The 14,051-nt window shown below is 56.0% G+C and carries 13 protein-coding genes and 2 tRNA genes; 6 read left to right on the plus strand and 9 right to left on the minus strand.

Features of this window, described 5'->3' with window-relative positions; all coding sequences use genetic code 11:
- The first annotated feature begins 72 nt into the window (after positions 1 to 72).
- Positions 73 to 855 (plus strand): MBL fold metallo-hydrolase, encoded by a 783-nt coding sequence (locus tag ACSVHP_RS00795; RefSeq protein WP_447550655.1) that lies wholly within the window; start codon positions 73 to 75, stop codon positions 853 to 855.
- A gap of 78 nt (positions 856 to 933) precedes the next feature.
- Positions 934 to 1,569: a carbonic anhydrase gene (locus tag ACSVHP_RS00800; protein ID WP_234675458.1), complete on the plus strand. Its 636-nt coding sequence runs from the start codon at positions 934 to 936 to the stop codon at positions 1,567 to 1,569.
- Between the two features lie 25 nt (positions 1,570 to 1,594).
- On the opposite strand, the gene ACSVHP_RS00805 is transcribed toward ACSVHP_RS00800, so the two are convergent.
- From ACSVHP_RS00805 to mdtK, 4 genes are all read right to left on the minus strand, one after another.
- Positions 1,595 to 3,190: an FAD-NAD(P)-binding protein gene (locus ACSVHP_RS00805; RefSeq protein WP_447550656.1), complete on the minus strand. Its 1,596-nt coding sequence runs from the start codon at positions 3,188 to 3,190 to the stop codon at positions 1,595 to 1,597.
- A 120-nt stretch (positions 3,191 to 3,310) separates the two neighbouring features.
- Positions 3,311 to 3,387 (minus strand) — tRNA-Val (locus ACSVHP_RS00810).
- A 4-nt stretch (positions 3,388 to 3,391) separates the two neighbouring features.
- Positions 3,392 to 3,468: transfer RNA gene (locus tag ACSVHP_RS00815), tRNA-Val, on the minus strand.
- 153 nt (positions 3,469 to 3,621) lie between these two features.
- Complete coding sequence (mdtK, locus tag ACSVHP_RS00820) at positions 3,622 to 4,995, minus strand: MdtK family multidrug efflux MATE transporter (RefSeq protein ID WP_447550657.1); 1,374 nt, start codon at positions 4,993 to 4,995, stop codon at positions 3,622 to 3,624.
- 226 nt (positions 4,996 to 5,221) lie between these two features.
- On the opposite strand from mdtK, the gene ACSVHP_RS00825 reads away from it, so the two are divergent.
- Positions 5,222 to 5,863 carry a riboflavin synthase subunit alpha gene (locus ACSVHP_RS00825; RefSeq protein ID WP_417313851.1) on the plus strand — a complete coding sequence of 214 codons (642 nt, stop codon included), beginning with the start codon at positions 5,222 to 5,224 and terminating at the stop codon, positions 5,861 to 5,863.
- Positions 5,864 to 5,892: 29 nt separating this feature from the next.
- Here ACSVHP_RS00825 and cfa read toward each other — a convergent pair whose 3' ends face one another.
- Complete coding sequence (gene cfa / locus ACSVHP_RS00830) at positions 5,893 to 7,041, minus strand: cyclopropane fatty acyl phospholipid synthase (protein WP_447550658.1); 1,149 nt, start codon at positions 7,039 to 7,041, stop codon at positions 5,893 to 5,895.
- A 297-nt stretch (positions 7,042 to 7,338) separates the two neighbouring features.
- Entirely contained in the window at positions 7,339 to 8,538 is a 1,200-nt protein-coding gene (gene punC, locus ACSVHP_RS00835) for a purine nucleoside transporter PunC (protein WP_447550659.1), read from the minus strand.
- 114 nt (positions 8,539 to 8,652) lie between these two features.
- Here punC and punR point away from each other — a divergent pair, with 114 nt between their 5' ends.
- Positions 8,653 to 9,564, plus strand: coding sequence for a DNA-binding transcriptional activator PunR (gene punR / locus ACSVHP_RS00840; RefSeq protein ID WP_417313848.1), 912 nt, complete (start codon positions 8,653 to 8,655; stop codon positions 9,562 to 9,564).
- Between the two features lie 17 nt (positions 9,565 to 9,581).
- Here punR and purR read toward each other — a convergent pair whose 3' ends face one another.
- A complete protein-coding gene (gene purR / locus ACSVHP_RS00845) occupies positions 9,582 to 10,607 on the minus strand; it encodes an HTH-type transcriptional repressor PurR (RefSeq protein ID WP_234675201.1) in 1,026 nt (341 codons plus the stop codon).
- A 297-nt stretch (positions 10,608 to 10,904) separates the two neighbouring features.
- On the opposite strand from purR, the gene cydH reads away from it, so the two are divergent.
- Both cydH and ACSVHP_RS00855 read left to right on the plus strand, forming a co-directional pair.
- Entirely contained in the window at positions 10,905 to 10,994 is a 90-nt protein-coding gene (gene cydH / locus ACSVHP_RS00850; RefSeq protein WP_042319665.1) for a cytochrome bd-I oxidase subunit CydH, read from the plus strand.
- Positions 10,995 to 11,161: 167 nt separating this feature from the next.
- Positions 11,162 to 12,328, plus strand: coding sequence for an MFS transporter (locus ACSVHP_RS00855; RefSeq protein ID WP_234675202.1), 1,167 nt, complete (start codon positions 11,162 to 11,164; stop codon positions 12,326 to 12,328).
- 35 nt (positions 12,329 to 12,363) lie between these two features.
- Here ACSVHP_RS00855 and sodB read toward each other — a convergent pair whose 3' ends face one another.
- A complete protein-coding gene (sodB, locus tag ACSVHP_RS00860) occupies positions 12,364 to 12,945 on the minus strand; it encodes a superoxide dismutase [Fe] (RefSeq protein ID WP_234675203.1) in 582 nt (193 codons plus the stop codon).
- Between the two features lie 121 nt (positions 12,946 to 13,066).
- Positions 13,067 to 13,834 carry a C40 family peptidase gene (locus ACSVHP_RS00865; protein WP_447550660.1) on the minus strand — a complete coding sequence of 256 codons (768 nt, stop codon included), beginning with the start codon at positions 13,832 to 13,834 and terminating at the stop codon, positions 13,067 to 13,069.
- Between the last annotated feature and the right edge of the window lie 217 nt (positions 13,835 to 14,051).

Here is a 14,051-nt window from a genome sequence, read left to right on the forward strand (position 1 = left end):
GGCGGCAATGTACCTCGCAGCACATAAGGATAATCCCTGCCATACTCAAACTTTTATGGCTGAGGAACGCTGATGATTACCCTTTGTAAAACCTGCGGGACGTCCTATGAGAAGCAGCCCGACCGCTGCCCGATATGCGAAGACGAGCGCCAGTATGTGCCGCATAGCGGCCAGGCGTGGACCGATTTCGAAACCCTGACGACCACGCATACCAACAAATGGCAGCAGCTGGAGCCGCAGCTGTTGAGCATCAAAACCATGCCTGAGTTTGCCATCGACCAGCGCGCGCTGCTGCTGCGCACCCCGCACGGCAATATTCTCTGGGATTGTATCGCCAGCCTCGATCCGGCCACCAAAACGCTGGTCTCGGCGCTCGGAGGCATTCACGCCATCGCCATTTCGCATCCGCATTACTACTCCACCATGCAGGACTGGGCAGAGGCGTTTGACGCCAAAATCTACCTGCACGCCAGCGATAGAGACTGGGTGATGCGCGACAGCCCGGCTATCGAGTTCTGGGAGGGCGACGCGCTGGAGATTTTGCCGTCGGTGACACTGCTACGCCTCGGCGGCCATTTCGCGGGCGGGACGGTGCTGCACTGGCAGGCGGGCGAGGGGATACTGCTGGCGGGGGATATTCTCCAGGTGACGCCGGGCAAAGACGCGGTGTCGTTTATGTGGAGCTACCCGAACATGCTGCCGCTTCCTGCGAACACCGTTGAGCGGATAACCGGGCATCTCAAGGACAAACGCTTTGAGCGCCTGTACGGCGCCTTTGAAGGGCAAAATATCCTCGCGCAGGCCGACGAGATCGTGCAGCGGTCGGGCCAGAAATATATTGCTTGTCTGGAGTAAAGGGCGGTGGGTAAACTTCAGAAGCGCGATCGTGATCGCGATCACGCCTAAACTAAAACAGATAAAAGAGAAATTGCTATGCAACATATCATTGAAGGTTTTCTCAGCTTTCAAAAAGAAGTTTTCCCGCAACGTAAAGAGCTCTTCCGCAGTTTAGCGTCCAGCCAGAATCCCAAAGCGTTGTTCATTTCTTGCTCCGACAGCCGTCTGGTGCCAGAGCTGGTGACCCAGCAAGAGCCAGGACAGCTCTTTGTCATTCGAAATGCTGGCAACATCGTGCCGCCGTTCGGCCCTGAACCTGGCGGCGTGTCTGCCACCATTGAATACGCGGTAGTGGCGCTGGGCGTGACCGATATCGTGATCTGCGGCCACTCCAACTGCGGTGCGATGAAAGCGATTGCGGATAACGCGGATCTTGAGCCGATGCCGGCGGTTTCCCACTGGCTGCGCTACTCCGATGCGGCGAAAGCGGTAGTGGAGAACAAAACCTGGGACAACGGCACCGACAAGGTGAACGCGATGGTGCAGGAGAACGTGTTTGCGCAGCTCAGCAACATCAAAACCCACCCGTCCGTGGCGGTGGGCCTGCGCAACAACTCCATCCGCCTGCACGGCTGGGTGTATGACATTGAAAGCGGCGTGATCCGCGCGCTGGATAAAAACACCAAAACCTTCGTGTCGCTCTCAGAGAACCCGGACGTCTATTTCGAGTAATCTCCGCCAGGGCACGGACGCCCTGTTAATCCTCCGGAAACGGCAGCGATCTGCGCCGACCCGACGCGTTTCTCTCCGCCGCTTTTGCCATTGCTTCCGCCACGCCAGCGCACTCCGTCAGACCCTGTACAAAGGGCTGGTCGTGCATCAGCCAGGGAATTGCCCCAAAGGCGACCCGGCCACGAATGGAGGCGGGCGCGGTCAGGGTGTAATCCTCGCCAAATTCCGGTAACGCTTCTCCGGTCGTCATCAGCAATTTACGCAGGGACGGGAAGGGCAGATCCTTCACCTTGAGCGGCTTTTGCCCGCGCGCGTCAATATACACATCGAACTGATAAACCTTGTCCCCGGCCGTGATTGTCGTTTGCGTGCTGCCCACTTCCAGCTGGTAATCATTCCCCAGCGCCACGGCGTCGATCACCCCGGCTTCGCGCAGGGCTAACAGACGACGGATGGACTGCGACGGGATGGCGGCATAGTTGTCGATAAACACGCGCTGAAGCCCTTTCTTGAAACGGTCGCGATCCTCATCGGTAAGGTGCGGGACAATTTCCTGCACCACCTCATGCAGGCGAAGAATGGTGTAGCGCCAGGCGACGGTACGTTTATCGCGCTTGTTTTGCTCAACCTCTTTGAGATTCTCCTCGGCCCAGCGGAACGCATCGTGATGTTTGCGATCCGCATACCAGGCCTCAAGGAGGGTATCGGGAGTCAGGCTATGCAGCGCGATCTCTTTACACCATGCGGGATCCGCGAGCATCAGCTCCTCGACCATCAGGGAATAAATCCTGTCCAGCAGCCCCGACTCGCCTTTGTCGATTTCGTCCTGAACGGTCTCCTCGGTCAGCACCGACAGCGGCTCGTAGGGTAGCGGGCAGTAGAAGTCCGCCTCCGGCAGAATGCCGGAACGCGACATCAGGGTTATCTTCAGCGTCCGGCTGGCCTCGTCCAGAATAAAGCGGTTATCGACAAAATCGCCGTGCTGGATGGCAACCGCCATTGCGGCGTCCAGACCGCTTAACGACGTACCCATAATGCCTACCGTGCAGGCGGGGATTTTGGCATCCATCAGCCCCGACCAGGGGCTGGGGAAGAAGCTGCGGGTGGATTCCTCTTCATCCGGCCAGACGTGTCCGGTCGCCACCACGGCGAGATCGAATCGCGTCGGGAAGGGCTCGTCATTCACCGAGAGCAGGACGCCGCTTTCGCTGGCATCCAGATCGGTGACGCGGGAGGATTCGTGAATCTCAACTTCGAAACCGCGCTGGCGGGCTTTCTCAACGATGGTTAAAAAGCGGTCGCGGAAATACTCCCCCAGCAAAATGCGGGGCAGAAACTGGCGATCGTGCAGCGTGGCTTTATTGACGTTATAACGCGCAAGATGGCTTTCGCTCAGCTCTCGCAGCCAGTCGAGATAGGTGATGAACAGCGGTGGGATTTCGATACTGGCAATGTTTGCCAGCATCAGGCGTGAGTTTTCTTCATCGCTGTAGGGCATGCCGACCCCGGCCTCATCCGACTGCTCAAAGACCGTCACCGAAAGGGGGAAGGGATTGTTCAGGAGTGAGTAGAAGGTATAAATCCCTGTTGGACCTGAGCCGATAATGGCAATTTTTTTCATCAACACGCTTCCTGTGCTTTTTCGTCATGAGAAAAGCGTAGCAGGATAAAAGTTAACAAATTTGGATAAAGGGAAAATTAGGAAGATAAGAAGAGAATTTGCACCATTTCAGGACTGAAATGGTGCGTCCGAGTGGACTCGAACCACCGACCCCCACCATGTCAAGGTGGTGCTCTAACCAACTGAGCTACGGACGCAGAATGGTGCGTTCAATTGGACTCGAACCAACGACCCCCACCATGTCAAGGTGGTGCTCTAACCAACTGAGCTATGAACGCAACGTGTTGTCGGCGACAACGGGGACGAATATTAGCGGCACTGCCGGGTTCAGGCAAGAGGGAAAATGCAATTTTCTCTCAGATTTCACGCGATTGCTTCATTCCCGTTCAAAACGAAGAGAAAGTAGCCGCCCGCTGGCGGCTACTGCGTATTTAACGCGCGGCGCGCTGCAAAATCACCGACGACGGCTGGCGTTGCAGGAAGCGCATGCGCAGCATCATCAGAATCGCCGCCGAGGTTAAGCCGATAATAAAGCCCATCCAGAAGCCCGCCGGCCCCATTCGATCAACCACCAGATCCGTCAGCGCCAGAATATAGCCGCTTGGCAGACCCAGCACCCAGTAGGCGGTGAAGGTGATAAAGAAGATCGAGCGCGTGTCTTTATAGCCACGCAGCACGCCGCTGCCGATCACCTGAATCGAATCGGAAATCTGATAGATTGCCGCGAGCAGCATCAGGTGCGAGGCCAGCGTCACCACCTCAGGGTTGTCGTTATAGAGCAGGGCAATCTGCTCACGCAGCGCAACGGTGAACAGCGCGGTACAGACCGCCATACACACGCCGACGCCCAGCCCGGTGCGAGCAGCGGTTTGCGCATCAAGCGTGGAGCCTTGCCCCAGACGGAACCCGACGCGGATAGTGACCGCCGCCGCGAGCGACATCGGCAGCACGAACATCAGCGAGCTGAAGTTCAGCGCGATCTGGTGTCCGGCCACGTCCACAATCCCCAGCGGGGAGACCAGCAGGGCGACAACCGCAAACAGCGTTACCTCGAAAAACAGCGCCAGGGCAATAGGCAGACCGAGCTGTACCAGTCGCGATAAAATGGCGGTATCCGGCTTGCTGAAAGAGGATTCATTACGGATATCGCGCATCGAGCGGGCGCGCTTAACGTAGGTAATCATGCTAAAGAACATCACCCAGTAAACCGCCGCAGTTGCCACGCCGCAGCCAACGCCACCCAGCTCCGGCATGCCAAAATGACCGTAAATAAAGATGTAGTTCACCGGAATGTTAACCAGCAGGCCGATAAATCCCATCACCATGCCGGGCTTGGTTTTTGCCAGCCCTTCGCACTGGTTACGCGCCACCTGGAAGAAGAGATAGCCCGGCGCGCCCCACAGCAGCGCACGCAGATAGCCCACGGCTTTATCTGCAAGGGCAGGGTCGATATTGTCCATAGCGCGAATAATATGCCCGGCATTCCAGAGCACGACCATAATCAGCACCGAAACAAAACCTGCCAGCCAGAACCCCTGGCGAACCTGATGCGCGATGCGTTCGCGACGCCCGGAGCCGTTAAGCTGGGCGATGACCGGGGTCAGGGCCAGCAGCAGACCGTGACCAAAGAGAATGGCCGGGAGCCAGATAGAGGTACCGATAGCTACGGCGGCCATATCGGTGGCGCTATAGCCACCGGCCATGACCGTATCCACAAATCCCATTGCGGTTTGGGCAACCTGCGCGACGATCACCGGTATAGCCAGTGCCAATAATTGACGCGCTTCATTCATGTACTTCTGCACGTGAACACCTTTGAATTGTTGTTATAAGAGAGACTAAAAAAAGCCGCCATAACGGGCAGCAAGAAGAAAATGCAGGGGGGCGCCAGCTATTGTAGCGGGGTTTAACTAATTATCTAGTGAAAAAATCGCCGGAAAATGCGCTCCACTGGCAACCTGTTTTTCCAACTGTTATTGTGGTGGGATTAAACGGTGTCACCACCGTACGCAAGAAACAGGAGTTGTAAGCATGTTTACTGGTATTGTTCAGGGCACGGCTAAACTGGTGTCCATTGATGAAAAACCCAATTTCCGCACCCACGTTATCGAGATGCCGGAATATATGCTCGATGGCCTGGAAACAGGCGCGTCGGTTGCGCATAACGGGTGTTGCCTGACGGTGACTGAAATTAACGGCAACCACATCAGCTTTGATTTAGTGAAAGAAACGCTGCGGATCACCAATCTGGGCGAGCTGGTGGTCGGTGATACTGTCAACGTTGAGCGCGCCGCGAAATTCAGCGATGAGATTGGCGGACATTTGATGTCGGGCCACATTATGACCACGGCGGAAGTTGCGAAAATACTGACTTCCGAAAATAACCGCCAGATCTGGTTTAAAGTGCAGGACCCTTCATTACTGAAATACATCCTTTATAAAGGATTTATTGGTATTGATGGTATTAGCCTGACGGTGGGTGAAGTCACGGCGACACGTTTCTGCGTGCATTTAATTCCAGAAACATTGCAGCGCACCACGCTGGGGGCGAAAAAATTGGGCCATCGCGTGAATATTGAAATAGATCCGCAGACCCAGGCGGTAGTGGATACCGTTGAACGCGTGCTGGCCGCAAAAGAGGCGGCAATTATCAGGGCGGCAGAAGCGGAATAAAAACAACCCCGGATATCCGGGGTTATTTTTTATCGGGCCACGCGCAGGCCGTGTTCAACCCCACGGCTGAAAACAACCTGCCAGAGCTGTATATCACGCGCCCGGAATGCACCCGCGCAGGCGTTCAGATAATAGCTAAACATGCGTTTAAATCGTTCGGAATAGTTGTCTGCAATTTCCGGCCAGGCCGCCTGGAAGCGCGCGTGCCATGCCATCAGTGTGGTGTCGTAATCCGCGCCGAAGTTATGCCAGTCTTCCACAATAAAATGCGGCTCGCTGGCGTTCGCAATCTGGCGAACGGACGGTAAACAGCCATTCGGAAAGATGTATTTATTGATCCAGGGATCGACATTGTTGTCGGTGCGCTTAGAGCCGATGGTGTGCAAAAGGAAAATACCGTCAGGCTTCAGGTTACGATCGGCGACCTCGAAATAGGTTTTGTAATTTTTCGGCCCGACGTGCTCAAACATGCCCACGGAGACAATGCGATCGAACTGCTCGTTAAGGTCGCGGTAATCCTGAAGACGGATATCCACATCCAGCCCCTGACAGCGTTCCAGCGCCATCTTTTGCTGCTCGGCAGAAATCGTCACGCCCACCACGCTGACGCCGTAATTCTGCGCCATAAACTGGGCAAGCCCGCCCCAGCCGCAGCCGATATCCAGCACGCGCATTCCCGGCTGTAGCTGCAATTTCTCGCAGATCAGACGCAGTTTAGCCTGCTGGGCATCTTCAAGGGTGGTGGCCTCTTTCCAGTAGGCGCAGGAATATTGCATAAAGGGATCGAGCATCCGGCTAAAAAGGTCATTACCGAGATCGTAATGCTCTTTACCGACGATCCACGCCCGCTTCTTATTTTGCAAATTAAACAGGCGGGCAGACGCCACGCGGAGAGTGTCTTTGAAATGGCGGGGGAGCTGATTTTCCAGCCCGGCGCGTAATACGCTTGTGAAAAAAATATCCAGCCGCTCGCATTCCCACCAGCCGTCCATATAACTCTCACCCAGGCCTAACGATCCCTCCTGCAACACGCGCTTGAAAAAATCGGGATGTTTGACCTGAAGATCCGAGGGGGACGGCCCGTTGATGGCGATGCCTGCACGACCCAATAGTTCACTGACGATTCTGGACCAGTTATCGTCCGGAATGCTGACCTCTTCTATACACGATGAACTCATAGCTTCTCCATCACCTGCTGTGATCAGAACCTTCAAACAGCGTAGACGCTTTTTTTGGTTTGTGAGAAATCTCACGGTATTCCACCGTGAGGCTAATATCCGACGTAGAACAGAGGAAGGGGATAGCCCTTGCCGAAATGCCTTCCATGGTAAAACGGGAGCACTCCGGCTCCCGTTAACACTTAATATTTATCGTATTTAATCGAACCAAATTTAGTATAGGCCTCAAAATTTGGTGATTCAATAGAAAATTCTTAGCAACCTAATCACTGAAATGTAACATAATTTCAGCCGCGATTATGCGTGCGACGTTTCCGCCTGCGTGCCGTTATCTGACGCTTTCTGAGCGGACGATTGCATCCTGTAGCCAAGTACCGCCAGCGCAACGGTTACCAGCATCACGCTGGTGGTGGTCAGCAGCGGAGTGGTAATCAGGGCAGAGACCACCAGGCTTGCCAGGAAGCAGAGGCCAAGCTGAAGCGTATTCTGCAAGGCGGCAGCACGCCCCGTAGCCTGCGGGAACGGGCGTAACGCCTGCGCCACCACAATCGGGTAAATCGCACCATTTGCAATTGCCATCACGCAGAACGGAATCAAGATCTCAGCCAGACCCGCGCCCGGAATAAACCCGACCGCCCAGGTACCGATTACGCTGAGGGCGTAGAGCACCATCAGCCAGGGCAGCATCTGCTGGCCTTGCCATTTTTGCAGCGCCGCACGACAGCCGTATCCGCCAATCAGGAAGGCGATGGTCTGCGGGACATAGCTCAGGCCAATCGCCGCCGGGCTGTAGCCCATATCGTGAAGAATAAAGGGTGAACCCGTCAGCCACGCGAAGAAGCTCGCAGAGCAGGCCGCGTAAATCAGCACGTTTCCGCGATAGGCTTTGCTACGCAGTAACGAGGTAAAGGTGATCGGTTTCGCTTCGGGATGCAGAACTTTTTTATGCGCGGGCTTAAGCGCAAACGCGGGCAGCATCAGGACAAGGGTGATAGCAAACAGCGTAGCGAAAATAGCCTGCCAGTCGAAATGCGCCAGGATCCAGCTTCCCAGCAGCGGGGCAAGCGCCGGAGACAGGCCGACCAGCGGCATGATGGTGGCGAAAATACGGTTAGTGCGCGACGCCGGATAGTAATCCGTGACCAGCGCCTGCCAGGTGACCGCCGCCGCACACACGCCCACCGCCTGAACGAAGCGCAGCACCAGCAGCCAGGTCGCGTCGCGAACCCACAGCATCCCCAGACAGCCCACGGCAAAAATCGCCAGGCCCAGCAACAGCACCGGCTTACGGCCAAAACGATCCGAGAGCGGCCCCCACAGCAGCTGCGCAAAGGCAAAACCGGCAAGGAACAGGCTCAGGCTGGCGCTGATGGCGGCGGCAGGGGTTTGCAGATCCTCCTGCATGGCGGCAAAAGCGGGTAAATACATGTCGGTGGCTAAGAAGCCCAGCACGCTCAGACCGCCAAGCCAGACTAAAAATCCTTTCCCAGGTTGCATTCTTTTATTCTCCTTCAGGAGGCAGGTGTAATTGGCGCAAAGTGTAGGGAGTGCAAAGCGGCTTGTGAAACGCTAATATTTGGCGGTTGCATTCAAAAATTTTGCAGGCAGAAAATGTGGTCAGATTATTCTCTTGAAGTGGTGGACGCTGTCGCCCGTAACGGCAGCTTTAGCGCAGCCGCGCAGGAACTGCACCGCGTCCCGTCAGCCATCAGCTATACGGTGCGGCAGTTAGAGGAGTGGCTGGCAGTTCCGCTCTTTGAACGCCGCCATCGCGACGTGGAATTAACGCCTGCGGGGGCGTGGTTTTTAAAAGAAGGGCGTTCTGTTATCAAAAAAATGCAGATCACCCGCGAGCAGTGCCAGCAGATCGCCAACGGCTGGCGCGGGCACCTGTCGATTGCGGTGGATAACATCGTCAAGCCCGAACGCACCCGGCAGATGATTGTGGATTTCTATCGTCATTTCTCCGACGTGGAGCTGCGCGTCTCCCAGGAGGTGTTCAACGGCGTATGGGACGCGCTGGCGGACGGCAGGGCAGAGATGGCGATCGGCGCGACCCAGGCCATTCCGGTAGGGGGGCGCTACGCGTTTCGGGATATGGGCATGCTGAGCTGGACGTGCGTGGTGGCAAGCACGCATCCGCTGGCGCAAATAGCCGGGCCGCTGAGCGACGACACGCTGCGCGACTGGCCGTCGCTGGTGCTGGAAGATACCTCGCGCTCGCTGCCCAAGCGCATCACCTGGCTGCTGGACAACCAGCGACGGGTGGTGGCGCCGGACTGGGAATCCTCCGCGACCTGTCTGTCGGCGGGGCTGTGCGTGGCGATGGTGCCGGTCCATTTTGCGCGCCCGCGCATCGATGCCGGAGAGTGGGTGGCGCTGGCGCTTGAGAACCCGTTCCCGGACGCGGCCTGTTGCCTGACGTGGCAGCAAAACGACGTCTCGCCCGCGATGGCCTGGCTTCTGGATTATTTAGGGGATAGCGAAACCCTGAACCGGGAGTGGCTACGGGAGCCAGCTTAGCTGGCCCCGTAAAGAGATTAACGGCGGTAGTCGCGGAACGGGCCGTCTGCGACCGAGCGGCGCTCGATAAGACGCGGATGAACCTCAATAGACTGGGACTCTTCGCGCTTGTTCACGATCCTGTCCATCAGCATATTGAAGGCCGTTTCGCCCAGCGAATCTTTCGGCTGGTGGATAGTGGTCAGCGCCGGGGTGAAGAAACGCGCGTTGCGCACGTTGTCATACCCGATCACCGAAATATCCTGCGGCACGCGAAGGCCCAGCTCGTCGGCGGCACACAGCGCGCCCATCGCCATGATATCGCCGCCGCAGAATACGGCGGTCGGACGGTGCTGCTGGGACACGATTTGCTGCATCGCGCGGTAACCGGATTCCGGCTCAAAGTCACCCTGCACGATCCAGTTTTCCGGTACGGCGATCAGCGCTTCTTCCATCGCTTTCATAAAGCCCGCCAGACGACCGGCACCGGTGTTGCGCTCCAGCGGGCCCGGGATCACGCCAATCTCGCGGTGACCGCGTTCAATCAGGTAACGTCCGGCCATGTAGCCGCCTTCGAAGGCGTTATCGATAACCGAGTCGGTGAAGTCTGCGCGCGCTTCGCCCCAGTCCATCACCACCATCGGGATATGACGGTACTCTTCCAGCATCGAAAGCACGGACTCCGGATATTCGGAGCACATCACCAGCAGGCCATCCACGCGCTTTTGCGCCATCATCGACAGATAGGCGCGCTGCTTTTCAATGCTGTTCCAGGCGTTGCCCAGAATCAGGGTGTAGCCTTTCTGGAAGCAGTTTTTCTCAACCGCTTCGATAATTTCAGCGAAATAGGCCGCTTCGCTGCTGGTCGCCAGCAAACCAATCGACTTGGTGTGGTTTACCTTGAGGCTACGCGCCACCGCACTTGGAGAGTAGTGCAGCTCTTTGATCGCCGCCCAGACGGCGTTGCGCGTTTCTTCAGCAACAAAACGGGTTTTGTTAATTACATGTGATACGGTTGTAGTGGAAACGTTTGCTCGTTTTGCCACGTCTTTAATTGTTGCCATTAAATGTCACTCCAGACCATATCCTAAGCTCCTGAAAAACGGGAAGGTAAACGTTTGCCTTCTCACACCCTTAACGCGCAATTCTGGATTGCGGCACGCCGGGAAAACGACACGGGACGTCAGGAGGGGATCAATGGCCGGTACGCTAATAAATTTAGCGTGGAATTTTGTCCTATCTTGATGAAAAGGGGAAGAGTTAAAATGAGGATCGGTTTAAATCCAGGAAGATTTTTGACCTGAACTGTGTAAAAATGAGCAAGCTCACTTTTCGTGGGGGGATTAAAAGGAGAAAAATTGATGAGTTCCGATCTGAAGTTTTCGCTTGTTACCACCGTTATCGTGCTGGCGTTAATCGTGGCTGGCGGTTTGACGGCCGCGCTGCACTGATTTACAAGGGGGGAGAGCCTTCTCCCTCCTCAATACCTTCCTCGATTGTTACTTCTTCAGCAAAAATCTTTTGCCAAATTGTTAACTTCTCATTTTTTGTGATTGGTGTCATGCTTTCGGCTTCTTTGTCCTGTGTCGCGTAATGACACGGCAACCGGAGTTGACCCATGAAAATCAATTTTCCCCTGCTGGCCCTGGCGATTGGCGCTTTCGGGATTGGCACCACTGAATTCTCCCCAATGGGATTACTGCCCGTTATCGCCCGGGGCGTGGATGTCTCGATCCCGGCCGCCGGGATGCTGATCAGCGCCTACGCCATTGGCGTGATGATCGGCGCGCCGTTAATGACGCTGCTGCTCTCTCACCGTGCGCGACGCAATGCGCTGATTTTCCTGATGGCTATTTTTACGCTGGGCAACGTGCTCTCCGCCATTTCGCCGGATTACACCACGCTGATGCTGTCGCGTATTCTGACGAGCCTTAACCACGGGGCCTTCTTCGGCCTGGGTTCAGTGGTGGCCGCAAGCGTGGTGCCGAAGCACAAGCAGGCAAGCGCCGTAGCAACCATGTTTATGGGGCTGACGATCGCCAATATCGGCGGCGTGCCCGCTGCGACCTGGTTAGGCGAAGCCATTGGCTGGCGTATGTCCTTCCTCGCCACGGCGGGGCTTGGCGTGGTGGCGATGGCGGCGCTGTTCTTCTCGCTGCCGAAGGGCAGCGCAGGGGAGCGTCCTGACGTGCGTAAAGAGCTGTCGGTGCTGCTGCGCCCTCAGGTGTTGTCTGCACTGCTGACTACCGTGCTGGGCGCGGGAGCGATGTTTACGCTCTATACCTATATTTCGCCGGTGCTGCACGACATCACTCACGCCACGCCGCTGTTTGTGACCGCGATGCTGGTGCTGATTGGCGTCGGCTTCTCGGTGGGCAATTTCCTCGGCGGCAAGTTTGCGGATCGCTCGGTCAGCGGCACGCTGAAGGGCTTTTTGACCCTGCTGATTGTCATTATGGTGGCGATCCCGTGGCTGGCGCGCAATGAAATTGGCGCGGCGGTGGCGATGGTTATCTGGGGTGCGGCGACCTTTGCCGTTGTGCCGCCGTTGCAGATGCGGGTGATGCGCGTGGCGCACGAGGCGCCGGGGCTGTCATCATCGGTGAATATCGGGGCGTTCAACCTCGGCAATGCGCTGGGTGCGGCAGCCGGCGGTGCGGTGATTTCAGGCGGGCTGGGATACAGCTTTGTGCCGGTGATGGGCGCAATTATCGCAGCGCTGGGATTGCTGCTGGTGTTGATGTCCGGTCGCAAACAGCCGGAAGCCGCCTGCGCGGCAGAATAAAAAAACGCAGAAGGGCGAACCCTTCTGCGTGTCTCTTACGCTGCGAAGTTCTTCGCAACAAATTCCCAGTTAACCAGCGCCCAGAAATGCTCCAGATAGTTCGGGCGCGCGTTACGGTAATCAATGTAGTAGGCGTGTTCCCACACATCGACGGTCATCAGCGGGGTTGCGCTGGTGGTCAGCGGTGTACCTGCGTTAGACGTTGACACGATAGCCAGTTTGCCATCCGCCTCTTTGACCAGCCAGGTCCAGCCGGAGCCGAAGTTTTTGATCGCGGCGTCGGTGAATTTCGCTTTGAAATCCGCAAAGCTGCCGAACGCGGCGTTGATGGCCGCAGCCAGTTCGCCGGTCGGTTCTCCGCCCGCGTTTGGTGCCAGGCAGTGCCAGTAGAAGGTGTGGTTCCAGACCTGAGCGGCGTTGTTGAATACGCCACCGTCAGCGCTACGCACGATCTCTTCCAGCGTTTTGCCTTCAAAGTCGGTGCCTTTAATCAGGTTGTTGAGGTTGGTGACGTAGGTCTGGTGGTGTTTGCCGTAGTGATATTCCAGGGTTTCCACAGAAATATGTGGGACCAGGGCGTCTTTTGCATACGGTAATGCAGGTAATTCGAACGACATTGCATCTCTCCTTATTGTTTTTAATGTTGCCAATAACCATACAGACAACAGGGATAGAGTAGCAAATTGAAAGGGTATGCAAAAGAGGAACTTACCCCGCCGCAGTGCGGCAGGGCAGGGGTTAGCGGATGGTCTGCGGGGTCATGACGCGGCGGGCGCCAACGTAATGACGAACCCAGTAATCTTCACTCAGAGAGGTAATCTGAATGTCCTGGCCGCTGCGCGGGGACTGGATGAATTTCCCGTTGCCAACATAAACGCCAACGTGGTCAGCCGTACCGCGCCCCTGGGTGCGGAAGAAGACCAGGTCGCCGTTTTCGAGCTCGCCGCGATTAACCGGGGAGGCGTCACGCAGGTGGTACATTTCGTTCGCGGTGCGAGGAATACGGAATTTCACTAAATCTTTATAGGCGTAATAGACCAGGCCGCTGCAATCGAATCCGGTACGCGGCGATGTGCCGCCCCAGCGGTAAGGTTTGCCGATCTGCCCCATCAGCTTATTCAGTGCCGTTTTCTGCGCCTTCTGTACGCGCACCTTATGCACTTCAGCGATTTTCATCCCTTTCACGCACTTGGTTTTACGCCCTTTACGGACGGTACATTTTTCGTTGACGAGGTTTGCGGCCGTTTTTTGAACTTTACGCGTGCTGGAAGGGGTGATGCGGGCGACTTTGGCTTTGCTGGAGGTCGTACGTTTGGTAGTTGCTGTGGTTTTTTTCTTTTCGGTTTTGCTGGTGGTTTTTTTCTTACGTTCTGTGTTTTTCGCCAGATGCGTTTTTTGCACGGCAGAATGCCGCACCTGCTGTGATGCGTTAGCCGCTGGCGTGAATGCGAGTGATGTAAACAATAAAGCACAGAGCGTGATCGAGATTTTAGTTATCCGCGCCACTGGCCAATCCTCTGGTAATTGCAGGTCATCAATACTACCTGCGAATGATTTTCAAAACCCGTCGATTCTAATCTATAAAAAGCCCGGAAGTTAATAGCATTTTTCAATCTAAAATTATGTTTCGTTAGCGAGTGCAAAAAAATTGATCGATTTGACACACTGTTGCTCGCTCCTTGAGCAAAACCTTATGCGCAGCAGGGTTAAACTATATATTGAA

It is taken from the genome of Enterobacter sp. 186315 (genome assembly GCF_053290175.1).